Annotated in this window: 17 protein-coding genes and 1 pseudogene; 14 read left to right on the top strand and 4 right to left on the bottom strand. The window is 72.0% G+C overall.

What is annotated here, in order from left to right; translation table 11 throughout:
* The first annotated feature begins 56 nt into the window (after window positions 1-56).
* Window positions 57-1,004, top strand: coding sequence for a tyrosine-type recombinase/integrase (locus tag AC5R91_RS02880; RefSeq protein ID WP_495395529.1), 948 nt, complete (start codon window positions 57-59; stop codon window positions 1,002-1,004).
* A gap of 121 nt (window positions 1,005-1,125) precedes the next feature.
* Here AC5R91_RS02880 and AC5R91_RS02875 read toward each other — a convergent pair whose 3' ends face one another.
* On the bottom strand, window positions 1,126-1,383 hold the full coding sequence (locus tag AC5R91_RS02875; protein WP_495395528.1) for a hypothetical protein: 258 nt from the start codon (window positions 1,381-1,383) through the stop codon (window positions 1,126-1,128).
* A 365-nt stretch (window positions 1,384-1,748) separates the two neighbouring features.
* Between AC5R91_RS02875 and AC5R91_RS02870 the strand changes: the two genes are divergently transcribed.
* The 3 genes and pseudogenes from AC5R91_RS02870 (at window position 1,749) to AC5R91_RS02860 (ending at window position 4,013) form a co-directional block, all read left to right on the top strand.
* Window positions 1,749-2,195 (top strand): hypothetical protein, encoded by a 447-nt coding sequence (locus AC5R91_RS02870; RefSeq protein WP_495395527.1) that lies wholly within the window; start codon window positions 1,749-1,751, stop codon window positions 2,193-2,195.
* A gap of 73 nt (window positions 2,196-2,268) precedes the next feature.
* Window positions 2,269-2,607 (top strand): annotated as a pseudogene (locus AC5R91_RS02865) (transposase); the annotation flags it as partial.
* A 392-nt stretch (window positions 2,608-2,999) separates the two neighbouring features.
* A complete protein-coding gene (locus tag AC5R91_RS02860; protein ID WP_495395526.1) occupies window positions 3,000-4,013 on the top strand; it encodes a class I SAM-dependent methyltransferase in 1,014 nt (337 codons plus the stop codon).
* Between the two features lie 262 nt (window positions 4,014-4,275).
* Here the strand turns inward: AC5R91_RS02860 and AC5R91_RS02855 are convergent, their stop codons facing one another.
* On the bottom strand, window positions 4,276-4,632 hold the full coding sequence (locus tag AC5R91_RS02855; protein ID WP_495395525.1) for a hypothetical protein: 357 nt from the start codon (window positions 4,630-4,632) through the stop codon (window positions 4,276-4,278).
* Between the two features lie 101 nt (window positions 4,633-4,733).
* On the opposite strand from AC5R91_RS02855, the gene AC5R91_RS02850 reads away from it, so the two are divergent.
* From AC5R91_RS02850 to AC5R91_RS02825, 6 genes are all read left to right on the top strand, one after another.
* The gene (locus AC5R91_RS02850) at window positions 4,734-5,051 is read left to right on the top strand and encodes a hypothetical protein (RefSeq protein ID WP_495395523.1); all 318 of its coding nucleotides are present in this window, start codon (window positions 4,734-4,736) and stop codon (window positions 5,049-5,051) included.
* Window positions 5,052-5,306: 255 nt separating this feature from the next.
* Window positions 5,307-6,386: an ABC transporter ATP-binding protein gene (locus AC5R91_RS02845; protein ID WP_495395522.1), complete on the top strand. Its 1,080-nt coding sequence runs from the start codon at window positions 5,307-5,309 to the stop codon at window positions 6,384-6,386.
* Complete coding sequence (locus AC5R91_RS02840) at window positions 6,383-7,684, top strand: ABC transporter permease (RefSeq protein ID WP_495395521.1); 1,302 nt, start codon at window positions 6,383-6,385, stop codon at window positions 7,682-7,684. Before AC5R91_RS02845 ends, AC5R91_RS02840 begins: the two co-directional genes overlap by 4 nt.
* Before the next feature lie 179 nt (window positions 7,685-7,863).
* Window positions 7,864-8,805: a ribose-phosphate diphosphokinase gene (locus AC5R91_RS02835; protein WP_011604764.1), complete on the top strand. Its 942-nt coding sequence runs from the start codon at window positions 7,864-7,866 to the stop codon at window positions 8,803-8,805.
* A 370-nt stretch (window positions 8,806-9,175) separates the two neighbouring features.
* A complete protein-coding gene (locus AC5R91_RS02830) occupies window positions 9,176-10,027 on the top strand; it encodes a class I SAM-dependent methyltransferase (protein ID WP_495395520.1) in 852 nt (283 codons plus the stop codon).
* Between the two features lie 73 nt (window positions 10,028-10,100).
* On the top strand, window positions 10,101-11,279 hold the full coding sequence (locus tag AC5R91_RS02825) for a GNAT family N-acetyltransferase (protein ID WP_495395519.1): 1,179 nt from the start codon (window positions 10,101-10,103) through the stop codon (window positions 11,277-11,279).
* Between the two features lie 27 nt (window positions 11,280-11,306).
* Here the strand turns inward: AC5R91_RS02825 and AC5R91_RS02820 are convergent, their stop codons facing one another.
* Complete coding sequence (locus AC5R91_RS02820) at window positions 11,307-12,149, bottom strand: alpha/beta fold hydrolase (protein WP_495395518.1); 843 nt, start codon at window positions 12,147-12,149, stop codon at window positions 11,307-11,309.
* A gap of 57 nt (window positions 12,150-12,206) precedes the next feature.
* Between AC5R91_RS02820 and AC5R91_RS02815 the strand changes: the two genes are divergently transcribed.
* Both AC5R91_RS02815 and AC5R91_RS02810 read left to right on the top strand, forming a co-directional pair.
* Window positions 12,207-12,713, top strand: a complete 507-nt coding sequence (locus AC5R91_RS02815; protein WP_495395517.1) for a MarR family winged helix-turn-helix transcriptional regulator — start codon at window positions 12,207-12,209, stop codon at window positions 12,711-12,713.
* A 201-nt stretch (window positions 12,714-12,914) separates the two neighbouring features.
* On the top strand, window positions 12,915-13,646 hold the full coding sequence (locus AC5R91_RS02810) for an alpha/beta hydrolase (RefSeq protein WP_495395516.1): 732 nt from the start codon (window positions 12,915-12,917) through the stop codon (window positions 13,644-13,646).
* A gap of 151 nt (window positions 13,647-13,797) precedes the next feature.
* On the opposite strand, the gene AC5R91_RS02805 is transcribed toward AC5R91_RS02810, so the two are convergent.
* Window positions 13,798-14,478 carry a class I SAM-dependent methyltransferase gene (locus AC5R91_RS02805; RefSeq protein WP_495395515.1) on the bottom strand — a complete coding sequence of 227 codons (681 nt, stop codon included), beginning with the start codon at window positions 14,476-14,478 and terminating at the stop codon, window positions 13,798-13,800.
* 988 nt (window positions 14,479-15,466) lie between these two features.
* Here AC5R91_RS02805 and AC5R91_RS02800 point away from each other — a divergent pair.
* Both AC5R91_RS02800 and AC5R91_RS02795 read left to right on the top strand, forming a co-directional pair.
* Window positions 15,467-15,877 carry an ArsR/SmtB family transcription factor gene (locus tag AC5R91_RS02800; RefSeq protein WP_495395513.1) on the top strand — a complete coding sequence of 137 codons (411 nt, stop codon included), beginning with the start codon at window positions 15,467-15,469 and terminating at the stop codon, window positions 15,875-15,877.
* Window positions 15,874-16,965 (top strand): cation diffusion facilitator family transporter, encoded by a 1,092-nt coding sequence (locus tag AC5R91_RS02795; RefSeq protein ID WP_495395512.1) that lies wholly within the window; start codon window positions 15,874-15,876, stop codon window positions 16,963-16,965. The genes AC5R91_RS02800 and AC5R91_RS02795 overlap by 4 nt, the downstream gene beginning before the upstream one ends.
* Window positions 16,966-17,017 lie beyond the last annotated feature (52 nt).

Raw genomic sequence — 17,017 nt, 5'->3', positions numbered from 1 at the left:
TCCGGGCCGGCCCCGACTTCTACAACAGATCCGTGATTCTGTTGTATCTTTCGATCATGTTCGCTGAGGCCGTCGCACCGTCCACCGACGCCGCAGTCGCCGAGATCGTCGAGCCGGGTGTGCTCGTGCCGGCCGACGGCGGCGACCCGTGGCCGCCGTTGGTCGCCCTCTGGCTCGACAGCGGGTTCGCGGCGACGACCCGGGAGGCGTACGGCCGCGGGGTCACCGAGTGGACGAGGGCCTGCGCCGGGTGGGACGTCCATCCGCTCGCCGCGCGCCGCCAGCATCTCGACCGGTGGGCCCGCGAACTGGAAACCGCCGGACAGGCCTCCACCACGATCGCCCGGAAGCTGTCCTCGGTCGCGTCGGTCTACAGCTATGCGATGGACGAGGGCGTCATCACCGCCTCGCCGGCCGCGCGGGTCCGCCGGCCGAAGACCGGCGACCGGCACCAGGCCCCCGGGATGTCCCTCGAAGAGGCGCGGGCGTTCCTCGCCGCCGCGGCCGCGGACGGGCCGCGCACCGAGGCGCTCATGGGCCTGCTGCTCCGCAACGGGCTACGGGTGTCCGAGGCGATCGGCCTGGACGTGGCCGACCTCGACACCGAACGCGGCCACCGGATCATCCGCATGGTCGGCAAGGGCGCGAAGGCCGCGGTCATCGTGGTCGCCCCGACGACCGGGCACGCCCTCGACGTCTACCTCGACGGCCGTGTCGACGGCCCGCTGTTCGCGACGGCGACCGGCCGCCGCCTCGACCGGGCGGCGGTCTGGCGCAAGGTCCGCCAGCTCGGCCGCCGCGCCGGCCTGCCCCAGACCCGGCTGTCCCCGCACAGCCTGCGCGCGACCGCGGTCACGCTCCTGCTCGACGCCGGCGCGAGCCTGCGCGACGCCCAGGACTTCGCCCGCCACGCCGACCCCCGCACCACCCGCGGCTACGACCGAGCCCGCGGCAATTTGGACCGGCACGGCACCTACACCCTGACCGCATTCCTCGACGGCTAACGACTCACACCGGCGTCAACCCACCCTGGTCAAGGCGACGGCTGCGGGGCGCCTACCCAGCCCGCGACGTCGGTTTTTCCTCACCTGCGCCGCTGCGGGCGAGGACCGACCGCTGTGCGTGTCAGCCGGCCCAGCCGTACTGGCCGCACAGCAGCCGTCGCGCGGCGAGTCCGGCCTGCGAGGTGGTCGGCGCGGTCAGCCCGGCCCAGGCCAGACCGAAGCCCGGGGTGGTCGAGTGCAACGCGGCGAAACCGGCACGCAGCGTGAGGATCATGAACTGGTTCGCGGTCTCGCTCACCTCACCCGGCGCCGGGGAGGGAGCCAGCTGCGCGGCCGCCACCGCCTGGCAGGCCGCGTCGGCGTACTGATCCAGGACCACGGTCGTGGTTGTCGAGGGTGCAGATGATGGCGTGGCCGTCGTCGAAGCCGGACCTGCAGCAGGGGCGGTGTTCGGCTCGGCCGGGTCGGTTCTGGCGCCGCAGGCCGCGAGCACGGCCAGGACCACGAGTGCGGGCAGTGCCGTACGGATGTGCATCGTCCCCCCGATGATCGAACGATCAGGGTAGCGGGGGTGGCATCGACATCATCGGCCACGCCCCATGGCTCCCGGGGAGCGTGCGCGGTGCGCGGGCTCCCTCTGCGCCGTCGGAGGTTGGTGACGCCGCGTCAGTCTGTTGATTGGCCTTCTCCTGTGTGGAGTTGGGCTCTCGGTAGGGTGCGGGATCACGTCCTACCGGGGGGATCATGGGACAGTCACGGTTCGCTGACCGTGTTGAGGCGCTGCTGCACCGGCGTGGTGTGCGGCCGCTGCTCGCGCTCGCGCTCGTCGCCCTGGCCGTCGTCGGTGTCGGTGTCGGTGTCGGCATGGCCATCGGCACGGCGGTGACGAACGCCGACCGGGTGGGGCGCAGCGAGGTGACGGTCGCGGGCTGCCGCCGGGACGCCCTTCTCGGCGCCCCGGCCGCCGATCTTCGGGTACAGAACAGCTCTCACACCACCACGAGCTACACCGTCACCGTGTCGTTCCAGGGCCCGGAAGGGTGGGGGCAGCGCAGCACCGGAATCACTACCGTCCTGCTGCTCGCCCCGGGACAGACCGCGACGTCGACCGCGCACGGCGTCCTGCAGCTTCCTGCGGGAGAGGTTCCGGTGTGCACGGTGGTCGGCGTGACGCGGACACGCGCCTACTAGGGCCCGTATCTGGTTGTGATCTGTTGGGAGGATTCGTCCTCGTGGCGGGGGGTGATCCGGTAGTTCGTGGTGCATGACGCGGGTGCAGTTGACCGATGCCGAGTGGGAGTTGATCGAGCCGTACCTGCCGATCGGCAGGTTCGGCCCGTACCCGCAGCGGTTGCGGGCGCAGTTCGAGGGTGTGGTCTGGCGGTTCCGGACGGGCGGGCAGTGGCGGGAGATGCCGCGCGAGTTCGGTGCCTGGCCGACGGTGCACAACTGGTTCCGGCAGTGGCGGGACGCCGGTGTCTTCGCGGCCCTGCTGGAAGGCATGATCGCCGAGGCTGCGAAGCGGGATGCGGTGGACCTGTCGTTGGTCAGTGTGGACTCGACGACGGCCAGGGCCCATCACGACGCCGCGGGGATGCACCTGCCGGCCGAGGTGAGTGGAACCCGTCGTACAACTCCCGCGACGAGATCGTCCGCTTGAACCGCGGATACGCCGTCCGCTCGATCGATGCCACCAGCCACCCCGCACCGCATCGCCGACAGTGATCGGCAGGCTACCGAGCGGCCCAACGCCGTACGCCACCGGGCTACAGCCGCCCGTTGCCCCTTTCTCCCGTATCTCGGCGGCCCCCCAACGGGGGCCTAGTCGGGCGGCCGGGGCGTGCGGGCTGCGACGATGAGGGCCGGAACTCCGGCGTCGTCGACGGGGGCCGCCCGGTGGGGCGGGCCGCGGCCGGCGGGGGAGGGCGAGGGAGGGGCGCGATGAGGGCACGGGGCTCTGCCGCAGGCCGGCCGCGGGGGAGAGGTCATCGGCCGATGGGCGGAACGGGCGGTGCCAGCCGCACGGCGGTGATGGTCTGCCAGGGACGGGCCGTCGCCCACGGGCGGCTCGCCCCGGGTCGCTTCGACGATCCGACCGCGAGGGCGTTCCTGCTTCCCGCCGAGCGGGGCATCGTCGACGAGGTGCGATCCGGGGATGCGCCGGCGGGCTGGGGACCGCGGTTGACCTTCGAGATGGTGCGCGCCTGCGCCGAGGTGATGGCGCCGCGCACCGTCGCGATCGACGAGGCCGTCCGCCAGGCATTGCCCGCCACCGGTGAAGCCCTCTCCGTGGCCGACGCGATGCCGGCCGACCCGATGTCGGCCGACCCGATGCCGGCCGACCCGGTGCCTGCCAACGGCGTCGAGACCGATGTTGTGCCCGTTGCCACGGCGCAGGTCGTCATCCTGGGGGCGGGGTTGGACGGGCGGGCGTGGCGGATGGCGGAACTCGCGGCCACGCCGGTGTTCGAGGTCGACCATCCGGCGTCGCAGCGCGACAAGCGCGACCGGGCCGGCGAGCTGGCGCCGGCGGGGGCGCCGCCGCGTTTCGTGCCCGTGGACTTCAGCCGCGACGACCTCGCCGCGGCGCTGGCCGCCGCGGGCCACCGCCGCTCGGTCCCGACGATCTGGATCTGGGAGGGCGTCGTGCCCTACCTCACCCGCGGCGAGGTCGCCCGGACGCTGCGGATCGTCGGCGACCGCTCCGCCGCGGGCAGCCGCCTGATCGTGCACTACCACACCCCGGCGCCCTCGGCGCCGCTCGGCCGGGGAGCGGCGCGCCTGCTCAGCGCCCTGTCCCGGCAGGCGAATCCGATGACCCGCGAGCCGAACCGCTCGGTGTGGACGCCGGCCGCCCTGCGCCGCGCCGTCGGCGTCCGCGGCTTCGCGGTCACCCAGGACGACTCCCTGCTCACCCTCGCCCAGGATCTCGGCACCCCGGTCCAGCACCGCCGCTCGCTGCGCAACGGCCGCATCCTCGTGGCCGACCGCGTCTCGGCACCCGCGTGAGGGCCGCAGGCCGCCCCGACTGATCCGTCACCGGGCCAGCGAGCACAGATCCGCTCCGTTCTCCACGTCACGGTCGACAACCAACCAAGATAATCAACAATGTTGACGACATTCGCCGCCGCCTGGATCGCCGAGCAGGTGTCCGCCGACCGGGCCGGCCGGCTCGTCGATCCCGCCATGGCGGGTGCTCGCCCCGTCGCGGTGACGGCGCCCGATACCGGCCCGGGGGAGTGGTCAGCAGGACATCCGAGGGGCCCTGGCATTAATCCGCTGTCGAACGCGATCGATCTGTAGCCGGATCGTCACGGCGTGTCTGTGAGCGCGTGTCCATGGTCTGCGGTCTGTCCGCGCGTGCCCGCTGACGGTGGTAGCGCTCGACGAGGAACGACACCAGGACCAGCCCCGCTCCGAAGACGCCATAGGGGAAGAAGCCCCAGAAGACTGCCGCCCACACGATGAACAGGCCGCCGACCACTGTGCCGGCGCGACGCTGGAAGGTCTGCGCTGCGATGTCACCGAACCGTCGGCGGACGGCCGCGGACCCCACGGTTGCCAGCACGAGGTTGACCGTCGAGAACCCGACGATCCACTTGTAGTCACCCGGGGGCACGGTGTCCATGCCTCAGGATAGGGCGACAAGCCCGCAATCACGGGTAATCGTCGTTGCCGCTCGCGAACGGCAACACGAGCACGGCGCCTCAGCAGAGGAGTCCCCGCATCATGATGTGGCAGTGGATCGGCCTGGCCCTGTTCTCCCTCACGGTGCTGCCCGCGGGACTGGTCCTGGCCGCGAACAGGGTGCCCCGCCGCCTGCGTACATGGTTGGCGCCGATACGCACGCGCGGCTGGGTCCTGCTGTTGTTCTACTGCGCGGCGCCCCTCAACACGATTCCGCGCCTGGCCGGCGCCACCTCCGCCGCGACTCGCACCTGCACCGCGGCTGGCTGCATCCTGTGTCTCGCCGGCTTCCTGCTGCTAGGCGTCGCCAGTCGGCGGCACCAGAACCGTGCCGCCGACAGACCGCAGTCGGCTGCCTGACCCGCTGGCGCGGTGTGCGGTCCTGCGGTCCAATTGAACAAGATAATCAACGGTGTTGACGAAATCGGTGAACCAAATTTGATCATAAAACAGTCATCGAAACCAAGCACCTGGCCACCGCCTCCAACAACCTCTGTCAGCGGACGGAGAGTGGGCGCGAACACGCTGACCGGGCTGCTGGGAGGATGTTCGTCCGAACGGTCCCTGGTGCAGGGACGCGAAGCGGTCGCGAGATCGCGGGGGAGGGCGGTGCGGATGGGCGACGGACGGCTTGAGGTCGACGCCGTATCCAAGCGCTACGGCGAGGTCGTGGCGCTGGACGCGCTGTCGTTCGAGGTGCGGGCCGGCGAGCTGTTCGGGTTCGTCGGCAGCAACGGCGCCGGCAAGACGACGGCGATGCGGATCATCCTCGGCGTGGTCACCGCCGACGCCGGCCAGGTCCGCTACGACGGCGCGCCGCTGACCCTGCGCACCCGCCGGCGGATCGGCTACATGCCCGAGGAACGCGGGCTGTACCCGAAGATGAAGGTCGCCGAGCAGTTGCACTACCTCGCCCAGCTCCACGGCCTGGGGCCGGCGGCCGCGCGCCGGGCGGTGGCGCGGTGGATCGAGCGCCTCGGCGTAGCCGCGCGGCGCGACGACGAGGTGCAGAAGCTCAGCCTCGGCAACCAGCAACGGGTTCAGCTCGCCGCGGCGCTCGTGCACGATCCGGTCGCCCTGGTGCTCGACGAGCCGTTCTCCGGGTTGGACCCGGTCGCGGTCGACGTGATGAGCGAGGTGCTGCGGGAGCGGCGCGCCGCCGGGGTGCCGGTGGTGTTCTCCAGCCATCAGCTCGACCTGGTCGAGCGGCTGTGTGATCGGGTCGGGATCGTGCGGTCGGGTCGGATGGTCGCCTGCGGGTCGGTCGACGAGCTGCGGGCGGGCGGCGGCGGGCGGCTCGTCGTGGACGCCCCGGACGCGCCGGCGGGCTGGGCGGACGCTCTGGCCGGGGTGCGGGTGCGCGGGCGGGACGGGTCACGCACGGTGCTCGAGCTCGGGCCGGGGGCGGACGATCAGGCGGTGCTGCGCGCGGCGTTGGCGAGCGGTCCGGTGCACGAGTTCCATCCCCGCCGGCCGTCGCTGGCGGAGCTGTTCCGCGACGTGGTGAGCGCACCCGACAGCCCCGGCGGCGCTGGCGGCGCTGGCGGCCTCGGCGGCGGCGAGGATGGCGGCGGCGGGGGACAGCCGGCTGCAGTGGCCTCGGTGGGCGCGCCACGGGCGGAATCGGCAGCGGCGCAGGCCGCCGAGGCCGGCCGGTCCGAGGCGCGTGTCGAGTCCACGGGCCGGTCGGCGTGAGCGCCGGGCCGGAGGCGTCGGCGGACGTCGGCGCGCACGGCGATGGCGTGCACGGCGCGGGCGGGCCGGACGAGTCGACGGGGGAGCTGGGGGCGTCGCGGGTGCTGCGCCTGGTCGCCGGCCGGGAGGTCGGCACGCGGGTGCGGTCGCGGGCGTTCCAGATCACCACGGCGCTGTTCGTCGTCGCGATCGCCGCGAGCGTGCTGGTGACCACCGCCGTCGGCGGTTCGTCCGCGCAGCGGGTCGCGGTGACGGCGGCGGACGGCACGCAGGCGGCGGCGATCGTGGCGGCGGCGCGTTCGCTCGACGTCGACGTCGCGGTGCGCACCTACGCCGACGCCGCGGCCGGGCGGCAGGCGGTGCTCGACGGGGACGTCGACGCCCTGGTGCTGGTCGCGCCGCCGACGGACGGGGCCGCGGGGGCGGGCGGCGGCTACCGGGTGGTGGTGGACTCCGAGCTGGGGGACTCGCTGACGTCCGTGCTGACCGTCGCGGCCCGCCAGGCGGCGTTGGAGGGGCAGATCTCCGCCCTCGGCGGGGATCCGGCGACGGTGGGCCGGGCGGTCGCGACGGCGGGGGTCGCCGTCACGGCGCTGCGCCCGCAGCCCGAGCGGGACGGGGCCCGGCTGGTGCTCGGACTGCTCGCCGGTGGTCTGATCTACATCTCGCTGCTGATCTTCGGCCCGGTGGTGGCACAGAGCGTGATCGAGGAGAAGACGAGCCGGGTGGTGGAGCTGCTGCTGGCCGTCATCCGCCCGTGGCAGCTCATGGCGGGCAAGGTGCTGGGGATCGGCGTGGTGGCCCTCGGCCAGCTCGTGCTGATCGGCGTGGTCGGGGTCGGGCTGGGGCTGGCCACCGGGGAACTCGACATCCCGGCGGGGGTCGCCGTGGGGTCGGTGGCGCTGGCGCTGCTGTGGTATCTGGTCGGGTTCGCGATGTACGCACTGATGTTCGCCGCCGCCGGAGCGCTGGTGTCGCGTCAGGAGGACGCCGGCGGGGTGACCGCCCCGATGATCGCCATGATCCTCATCCCGTACGTGCTGGGCATCTCGGTGCTGCCGTCGTCGCCGGACAGCGGCCTGATCCTCGCCCTGGCGATCATCCCGCTGTTCGCGCCGATCCTGATGCCGATGGTGATCGGGATCGGCAGTGTGGCGGTCTGGCAGGTGCTGGTCGCGCTGGCGTTGACCCTGGCGTGGATCGCGGCGCTGGTCTGGCTGGCCGGGCGGGTGTACGGCAACGCGGTGAAGCGTTCGGGGACGCGGGTGGCGCTGCGCGACGCGCTGCGCGCGGCCTGACTCCTGCGGGCCGCGTGAGCTCTGCGCCCGATCCCGCCGCCCGCGCGCCACGATCGGTAGCATCCGGAGCGATCGACCGGGCGCCGGCCATGCCGACGGCGCCCAGGCCAGCGACGACCGATGCCGGCCGGCCGGGCGCCGATGCCGGCTGGTCAGGGAAAGAGAACAGGGAGCGGTTCGTGCGAGACATCGCCGTCTTCAGCGGCAGTGCCCATCCCATCCTCGCCGAGGAGATCTGCGCGCACCTCGACGTGCCGCTGCACCGGGTGCGGGTCCAGCGGTTCGCGAACGACTGCCTGGAGGTGCAGCTACCGGCGAACTGCCGGGAGCGCGACGTCTTCCTCATCCAGCCGCTGGTCACGCCGGTGCAGGAGAACCTCGTCGAGCTGCTGCTGATGCTGGACGCGGCGCGCGGGGCGTCGGCGGCGCGTACGACGGTGGTCCTGCCGCACTACGCCTACGCCCGCTCCGACAAGAAGGACGCGCCGCGGATCTCGATCGGCGGGCGGCTCGTCGCGGACCTGCTCGTGGCCGCCGGGGCGAGCCGGGTGCTGGCGATGACGCTGCACTCGCCGCAGGTGCACGGCTTCTTCAGCGTCCCGGTGGACCATCTGCACGCGCTGCGGGAGCTCGCCAAGCACTTCCGCCGCCACGACCTGTCGAACACGACGGTGGTGTCGCCGGACCTCGGTAACGCCAAGGAGGCGGCGGCGTTCGCGCGGATGCTCGGGGTGCGGGTCGCGGCGGGGGCCAAGCAGCGGTTCGCCGACGACCGGGTGAGCATCAGCACGGTCATCGGGGACGTGGCCGGCCGTGACGTCATCGTCCTCGACGACGAGATCGCCAAGGGCAGCACGGTGCTGGAGCTGCTCGAACGGCTGCGCGAGCTCGACGTGCGCTCGGTGCGGGTGGCGTGCACGCACGGGCTGTTCTCCGCCGGGGCGCTCAAGCGGATCTCCGACCAGCCGGACGTCGTGGAGATCGTCTGCACGAACACGGTGCCGATCCCGCTGGACGACCGGGTGCCGAAGCTGGAGGTGCTCACGGTCGCGCCGCCGCTGGCCGAGGCGATCCGCCGCATCCACAACGGCGAGTCGGTCAGCGCCCTGTTCGACGCCTGATCCCGCCTGCGGGGGCGTGCCTCGGCGGTGGTCGCTGTCAGCAGGGCCGCGATGCGCGGAGGCTGGCGGGGGCGGTGGCAGCCGGATCGGCGACGTCCCGTGCGGCGGCGAGGGCCGCGAAGGCAAGGGAGCGCAGCGGCCCCGTCCGCAGCTGTCCGCGCGCGTGGAGCGGATGCCCTCAATGGCCTCGCGAGGGCGGGTGTCGCCGGGAGCCTTCTGTTCGAACTGCTGGTTCTGGCGCTCCCTGTTGCTGCCAGCCGCATCTCTGGCCGCGCCGGCTTCACCCCGCGCGGCCATCACGTGAAATGTGCGGGGAGACCCACCCAGCCAGGGTCGTAGGGCCAACCGGCGCTCTGACAGAGTGGGCGTCATGGTCACCGAGCTCGGCGTCGATGCGTCGAACGCTACCCAGTTCGCCAGCTGGGACGGCGAGGGAGGCGCTTTCTGGGTCGCGAACGCCGATCGCTTCGATGAGGGGGTCGCCGCATACCGCGATCGGTTTCTGGCTGCGGCCGCGATCGACGAGACGGCGACCGTGCTCGATGTCGGGTGCGGCAGTGGACGGACGACCCTGGACGCCGCCCGCTGCGCCACCGCCGGCTCTGTCCTGGGCGTGGACCTGTCCGCACAGATGCTCGAGCTGGCCCGCCGGCGCGCCGAACGCGAGCACGTCACGAACGCGACCTTCGAGCAGGCCGACGCGCAGATCCATCCCTTTCCTGCCGGAGCCTTCGACGTCGCCGTCAGCCGGCACGGGGTGATGTTCTTCGGTGATCCCGTCGCCGCTTTCACCAACCTCGCGCGCGCCCTGCGTCCCGGCGGGCGCATCGTTCTGCTGACCTGGCAGCCGTTCGAGCGCAACGACTGGCTCAAAGCCTTCTTCACCTGCCTGGCCGCTGGCCGGGAGATACCTGTCCCACCGTCGGACGCGCCGAGCCCGTTCGCCCTCAGCGACCCCAGCCGGATCCGGTCGCTGTTGAACACTGCCGGGTTCTGCGACGTTCGACTGGAGGGCCTCGTCGAGCCCATGTATTTCGGTCCCGACCCCGACGACGCCTTCCGGTTCGTCTCCGCCCAGCATGCCGGGCTGGTACGCGACCTCGACCCCGCCGCCGAAGACCGCGCGCTCGCCGATCTGCGAGCCGACCTGGCCGAGCACCACACCGAACGAGGCGTCCTGTACGACTCGGCCATCTGGCTCATTCAGGGCCGCCGGGACTGATGTGTTCCGGAGTGCGCGGCGCCGGGCTTCTGAAAAGTGTTGGCGGCGATGCGCACGCTTCTGCCAGGGTGGAATGGTGATCGACGAGCTTCCGGACGGTCTGGTGCTGCGCCATCCCACCCCGGACGATCAGCGGCGTGTCCTGGCCGTCATGGACGCCTGGTGGGCGGGTTTCCAGGGCGACGCCGGGTCGTTGCAGCGCAGCCTGCTGCTCCCGCGGTTGTTCTTCCAGCATTTCACCGACAGCAGCTTCCTGGTGGAACGCGACGACGGCCGGCTGGTGGCGTTCCTCATCGGGTTCGTGTCGCAGTCCCAGCCCGAGGTCGCCTACATCCATTTCGTCGGGGTCGATCCGTCACTGCGCCGCCGCGGTGTCGGTGCGCTTGTCTACCGGCGGTTCTTCCGCCTGGCGGCCGCCCGAGGCTGCCGCCGGGTGCGGTGCGTCACCAGCCCCGGAAACACGGCCTCGCTGGCGTTCCACACCGGCCTCGGCTTCCAGGTCGATCCCGGCGACACCACGATCGACGGTGTCGCCGTCCACCGCGACTACGACGGCCCCGGACTTCCTCGCGTCGCCTTCACCCGGGCGCTCACCGACCCGACGTCGCCGCCCCCACCACCGGCGATCAGAGACGTGCGGGTCTGTTTCCTCGGGGATTCCTTCACCGCGGGTGTGGGCGATCCCACCGGCCTGGGCTGGGTCGGACGCCTGGCCGCACGCACCGAGAGCAGGAGCCTGCACCTCACCGCCTACAACCTCGGGATCCGCGGAAACACCTCCGCGCAGATACGGGCCCGGTGGCGCCAGGAGTGCCTCCCGCGCCTGTCCGAGGCGCCGGAGGCCCGGCTGGTGCTGTCGTTCGGCGTCAACGACATGACCCACGACGGCCAGGGCCTGCGTGTCCCTCCCGAGAAGTCGGTGGACAACCTCAGGACCCTGCTCACCGAAACGCTGCCGACCCTGCCCGTGCTGATGGTCGGACCGCCCCCCTCCGGGGACCCGGGCAGAGACGGACGCGTCGCCGCACTCGACGAGCAGTACGCCACCGTCTGCGCGGCGAAGAACGTTCCCTACCTCACCGTGTTCGCCGCGCTGAAAGAACAACAGTCCTGGCAGCAGGGGATCGCCGCCGGCGACGGCGCCCACCCCGCGGCGGCCGGCTACGAGCAGCTCACCCGCCTCATCGCCGACCCGTGGCGACGCTGGCTCAACGATCCCCGGATGGGACAGACCTCCTGTCAGGCCAGGTAGCGGTCATCCGGCTACTGGCACTCCCGGCTACTGGAAGAAGTCGAGCAATGCCGGTGCGATGGCGTCGGGGTGTCCGCGCTCGTCGCGGTTCTGGGTGACCGCGTGCGTCTGGCCGGGGAGCTCGACGTGCGTCGCACCGGGGATGATCGCGGCAAGGCCGGTCACGGCCGTGCGCAGGAACGGCCGGGTGGCGCTGCCGTTGATGAGCAGTACGGGTGTGGCGATCGCGGCGAAGTCCGCGATGCGGTCCGCGTTCTCGCGAACGATGGCGAAGTCCACCGGGAGTGCTTCGGCCTGCGCACGTCTCTGCGCGGAGGTGAGCATCCGGCGGGAGAACGCCGCGAGGACACCGACCGGCAGGCCGAACATCCACGGCGGGCCCATCTGCGAGATCTTCATGCCGAGCCCCATCGCGGTCGCGAGGTCACCCGCGGCGACCGCGGCGTCCATCCGTGGGGCGAGGTCGAGGCGCATCGAGCCGTCGAGGGAGAGGGGCGGCTCGAACAGGGCCAGGCGTTCGATGATCTCCGGGTGGGCCAGGGCGGCCCTCGCGGCGATGATCGCGCCGGAGCTGATACCCAGGACCCGGCGGGCGCCGGTCGCGGCGAGCACGGCGTGGAGGTCGCCGACGTCCACGGCGGTCGTGACCGCGTCGGGGTAGGGTCCGCTCGCGCCGCGCCCGCGACGGTCGATCAGGTGGGTGCGGTATCTCGTGGCGAGCAGTTCGGCCAGGTCCGCTTGGCTCCTCGCTGCCTGCATCGCGCCGTGCACGACGACCACGCCCGGCCCTGAACCGAGGCTGTGGTACCCGATGGGCGTGCCATCGGCGGCCCGCACCACGCTGTCGGCGACTTCCGCATCCTGAGACACGCACTTATCTTAGTGACTAAGAGACTTCGATGTCACGGTCGGTGTCACGATGAGAGGGTGACTGCTGACCCGGACGCCGAGATCCGGCAGGACCTGATCGAACGGCTGCGGCTCCTCGGAGAGATCGAGTCGACCCAGACCGCGTTGTTCCACCAGGCCGCTGCCGCGACGTACGGCCTCGGGGTAACCGACATGAAGGCGCTGAGTATCCTGCTGCGCGACGGGCCGCAGACCGCGGGCTCCCTGATGGCGCGGCTGGCCGTGACCTCGGGAGCCGTCACCGGCGTCATCAACCGCCTGGAGGACCACCGGCTCGCCCGCAGGCAGGCAGACCCGCAGGATGGGCGCAAGGTCGTTGTCACGGTGGACCTCGCCGGGTTGGCCGCTCGCGAGAACGTCTATCTCGGCATCGGGGCCGCCTTCGACCGGCTCCACGCCACCTACTCCACCCAGGAGCTGCGTTTCCTCACCCGGCACCTGGAAACCGCCATCGAGATCACCCGCCAGGAGACAGCCGCCCTCAACCGCGCCAGGGCCAGTCCCGCGCGCGACCTTCGCCGATGACCGTCATGAACGCGATCCACCCCACCTACCAGGCGATGATCGAAGTAGGCGACCACTGCTATTCTTCTGGCGGCCGTGCGAGAGGACGAGGAGGTGGTACCCGTGAACGCAGTATCGACATGGGTGCTCCCCTCCGGGGTCACGGTCGGACGATAGGTCGTCCGGGAGCGCCGTTCACGAACGCTCCCGAAAGGCACGACCATGCGATTCACGTCCGAACAGCGCCTCGACGACGGCGTCCTCGAACGCGCATTCACCCTCGGCGAGATCCCCGGCATCCTGTGGACGCCCGGATCCGCATCCGCACCTGCCCCGCTGATCCTGGTCGGCCACCCCGGCGGACTGCACACGATGCACCCCCGACTGGCGGCCCGGGCCCGGCACTACGCGGCGCAGTACGGCTTCGCCGCGGCCGCCATCGAGCTCCCCGGCAGCGGTGACCGGCCCCGTTCGGCCGCCGGCGAGCAGGCTCGCACCGACCTGCGGCGGGCGATGGAGGCCGGCGAACCGGTCGACGAGATCGTCGACGCCCTCGTCCTCCCGCTGGTCGAAAAGGCGGTCCCGGAATGGCAGACCACCCTGGACGCCCTCCTGGCGCTGCCCGAGATCGGCGGCCCGGTCGGGTATGAGGGGGGAGTGATCGCCATCGGCATCCGGCTGGCGGTGGTCGAGCCGCGCATCTCGGCCGCCAATCTGTTCGCCGGGAGTTTCGTGCCCGCCACCCTGGTCGAACAGGCCCGCCAGGTCACCATTCCGCTGCAGGTCCTGCTGCAGTGGGACGACGAAGGCAACGACCGGCAGTCGGCCCTGGACCTGTTCGACACCTTCGGCACCAGGGAGAAGACGCTGCACGCCAATCTCGGCGGGCACACCGGCGTTCCGTCGTTCGAGATCGACGCCGGGGCCCGGTTCTTCGCCCGGCATCTGCGCTAGCCGCCGGCCGGCCCCGCCGTCAGGCGCCAGCAGCAGACGGTAGGCGGTACCGGCCGGTCGGGGCGGCGCTCGGCCACATAGCCCCCACCAAGCACGCCGCCCGGGGCGTCGGCAACCCGCCACGCACGGGAGATCGGGGAGGTGCGTTCGGCTACCTGGTCGTCGGCGACGGCCGCGCCGCGGCGGGGCTGCTGTCGTGGAGGATCGGTTTCTCCCAGATCAGGAGGTAACGCCAGAACAGGAGCCGTCGCACGCGCGCGCCGGGCAGCACCGCGGCGGCCACGCGGGCGGCCTGGCGCGTGGTCAGCGGCGGATCCAGGACCACGGGCATGCCCGTGCGCGTGTGATGCTCCTTCGCGAACGAGCTGGTACCCCGCAGCAGCCTGTTCGCCAGGAAGATGACGCCAAGCAGGCGATATCCGACCATCGCGACGATCTCGACAGGCCACTCCCGGCGCAGGTCCAGCCGGGGAAGGACGACGGCGGCAAGGACCCCTCCGGGCCGCAGCGCAGCCGCGAGCACCTCAAGCGCGTCCTCCAACGGCATGTGGTGCAGCGCGGTGATCGAGACGATGGCGTCGTAGTCCTTGCCCGGCAGCGGATCGACCAGCACGTCGGCGAGAACGCAGGTGACGTTGTCGGGGGTGCGACGCCTCGCCTCCTCGATCATCCGCACGGAACGGTCGACGGCGTCGACCTGTTCGACGCGCTGGGCGAGCCGGGCCGCGAACGCTCCGGCGCCACAGCCGACATCGAGCACCCGCCGGCAGGGCCGCGGCAGGTGGCGCAGCAGCAGCCGCTGGTAGTAGACGTTGTGATCCCAGTCGAGCACAGCCGACACTATGCCGCTGCACAGCCGCCGCCCCGCAGGCGGTCTAGGCTACGGCGGTCTGGCTGCGGTCACCCCTGGAGGCTCACCTTCGCCAGCCACGGCCGCGGTGCATCCGGGCCCGCGGCCCGCACCCGCGCCGCGCGGACCAGCCGCGCCACGAACCCGCCTCAGCCTCGAACCCGCCTCGGCCTCGAACCCGATCATCGAAAGGGCCGTGGGTTCGTCGCGAAGACCCCTCAGTCAGGCTGAACTTGCGAAGGTTCCGGGACTCGGGTCCGTGCCACCAGGTCGGGTATGTGGTTGTGATCAGACGGCTTGTCTGCGCCACCAGATCCGGACCGTCGAGGCGTCGAGGGGGGGACGTGGGGACACACCGTGGCCATGGAATCCGGGGTCGTCCTCACGCCGGGCTCGCCTCCGACGGCGCCGGCACGGTTCCGCGGAACACCACGATCAACAGTGTCGGGCTCGAGCCGAGCAGGCCGTACCCCACCGATCACGTACAGACATGAAGATCGGCCCGCGGTAGACCCGGCCCCACGGCGGCCGGCAGGTGCAGGAGCCTGACGCCCGTACGCCCGGCCCCCACCGTCATCAACCTCCTGCACGTACCGACACAACCGAAACAGGCCCCGGCCCACACGGAGCTCCCGTACACCACCCCTTGATCACAAGTAGAAGGGAATCAACGTGCCTCCGCCGTTCGTGCTGTACGGCACCGACCGGATGACCGGTGAGGACTACCCGGACGGCGCCAAGGCCACCGCATTGCCCGCAGCGGCGGACCATGGACAACCGCCAAGCAGGCCGCTTGCTGCCGGCCACCGACTCGCCAACAACAACCTCACCAAGCCGAGACACTCGCCAACTTCCCGCGATCTCTGCACCCGGCCTCGATCGCCGCCTGCAGGTTGGCCATGGTCCGCCGAAAACAAGGTGGGAAAAGGTCAGGATTGGCTGATGTCAGTGTCCGCTGTATCGTTGAGGCATGGTCAAGGTTGCCTCACCCGCGGAGGTGCTCGCCCGGTTCGGTCACGCGCTGTCCGATCCGACGCGGGCGCGGCTGCTGCTGGTGCTGCGGGCCGGCGGGGCCTACCCGTCGGAGCTGGCCGAGATCCTCGGCGTGGGCCGCACGAACCTGTCCAACCATCTCGCCTGCCTGCGCGGATGCGGGCTGGTCGTCGCCACCCCGGAGGGCCGCCGCCAGCGCTACGAGCTCGCCGACGACAAGCTCCGCCACGCGCTCGGTGACCTGCTCGACGTCGTCCTCGCCGTCGACACCGAGCACGTGCACTCCGACAGCGGCGCCGTCGCCGCGGAGGCGGTGGCACCGGCGCCGGCCGGGCCCGGGGCGGGCATGTCCGCCGGGGCGTCCCTGGCGGGGGTGGGTGAGTCATGACCGCGCCCGACCACGGCCACGAGCCGCACGTCGGTCACGAAACGGACCATTCTCACGAGGCCAGCCACGCCCATGAGGCCAGCCACGCCCACGCCCACGGGCACAGTCACGGGGTGCCGGGGGGGCGGAGGGGCGCGCGGCAGCGGCGCCGGCTGTGGCTGGCGGCCGGGCTGAACCTTGCGATCGTCGTCGGGCAGGCGGTGGCCGGCTTCGCCGCGGGGTCCGTCGGCCTGCTCGCCGACGCCGGGCACAACCTGACCGACACGGCCGGGGTGGTGCTCGCGCTGGTGGCGTTGACGTTGTCGCAGCGTCCGCCGTCGGCGCGGCGCACGTTCGGCGGGGTGCGCTGGCCGGTGCTCGCCGCGCAGGCGAACGCCGCGGCGGTGCTGGTGGTGACGGCCCTGCTGGCCGTCGAGTCGCTGCGCCGCCTCGGCGAGCACGGCCCGGTCGACGGTCCGGTGGTCGTCGGCGTCGCGTTCGCCGCGGCGGTCGTCAACGTGGTGAGCGCCCTGGTCGTCCACGAACGCGACGCCGATCTGAACACCCGCGCGGCCGTGCTGCACCTGGCCGGGGACGCGGCGGTGTCGGTGGCCGTCGCCGCGTCGGGTCTGGTGATCTGGCTGGTCGGCGGCTGGTACTGGCTGGACCCGCTGGTGTCACTGCTGATCGCCGTGCTGATCGCCGGGCAGGGGGTGAAGCTGCTGGTCAGCGCGTCGCGGGTGCTGCTGGAGGCGACGCCGGAGAGCCTGGACGTCGCCGCGGTGCGCGCCGACATCCTGCGCGACACCCATGTCCTCGACGTGCACGACCTGCATGTGTGGAGCCTGTCCGACCGGGTGTTCGCCGCGTCGGTGCACCTGGAGCTCGGCCATCTCGACGGCGTCGAGGATGGTCATCCCAGCCTGGCGCAGGCGCGGGCGGTGTCCGACGGGATCAAGGCGATGCTCGCCGAGCGGTACGCCATCACGCACGTGACGATCGAGTCCGAGTGCGAGCCGTGCACCCCCCCGCACGACGATCCCTGCGGCATCGCCCGTGACCGGGCGGCGGCCGGCGAGCCGAGGATGTCCGGGGCTGGCCGCGACTGATCGACTGCGGTCACCTCGACTGCGGTCACCGGCCGCGTCCGCACGGGTGCGG

It is taken from the genome of Frankia sp. BMG5.60 (assembly GCF_059428125.1).
The sequence above is the reverse complement of the archived record's forward strand: the minus strand, read 5'-3'. Positions and strand labels throughout refer to the sequence as shown.

Excerpts from the sequence above, each read along its gene's own strand:
- AC5R91_RS02880 (WP_495395529.1), top strand. The coding sequence starts at position 57 with ATGTTCGCTGAGGCCGTCGCACCGTCCACCGACGCCGCAGTCGCCGAG.
- AC5R91_RS02870 (WP_495395527.1), top strand. The coding sequence starts at position 1,749 with ATGGGACAGTCACGGTTCGCTGACCGTGTTGAGGCGCTGCTGCACCGG.
- AC5R91_RS02860 (WP_495395526.1), top strand. The coding sequence starts at position 3,000 with ATGGGCGGAACGGGCGGTGCCAGCCGCACGGCGGTGATGGTCTGCCAG.
- AC5R91_RS02855 (WP_495395525.1), bottom strand. The coding sequence starts at position 4,632 with ATGGACACCGTGCCCCCGGGTGACTACAAGTGGATCGTCGGGTTCTCG.
- AC5R91_RS02850 (WP_495395523.1), top strand. The coding sequence starts at position 4,734 with ATGATGTGGCAGTGGATCGGCCTGGCCCTGTTCTCCCTCACGGTGCTG.
- AC5R91_RS02845 (WP_495395522.1), top strand. The coding sequence starts at position 5,307 with ATGGGCGACGGACGGCTTGAGGTCGACGCCGTATCCAAGCGCTACGGC.
- AC5R91_RS02830 (WP_495395520.1), top strand. The coding sequence starts at position 9,176 with ATGGTCACCGAGCTCGGCGTCGATGCGTCGAACGCTACCCAGTTCGCC.
- AC5R91_RS02825 (WP_495395519.1), top strand. The coding sequence starts at position 10,101 with ATGGTGATCGACGAGCTTCCGGACGGTCTGGTGCTGCGCCATCCCACC.
- AC5R91_RS02810 (WP_495395516.1), top strand. The coding sequence starts at position 12,915 with ATGCGATTCACGTCCGAACAGCGCCTCGACGACGGCGTCCTCGAACGC.
- AC5R91_RS02800 (WP_495395513.1), top strand. The coding sequence starts at position 15,467 with ATGGTCAAGGTTGCCTCACCCGCGGAGGTGCTCGCCCGGTTCGGTCAC.
- AC5R91_RS02795 (WP_495395512.1), top strand. The coding sequence starts at position 15,874 with ATGACCGCGCCCGACCACGGCCACGAGCCGCACGTCGGTCACGAAACG.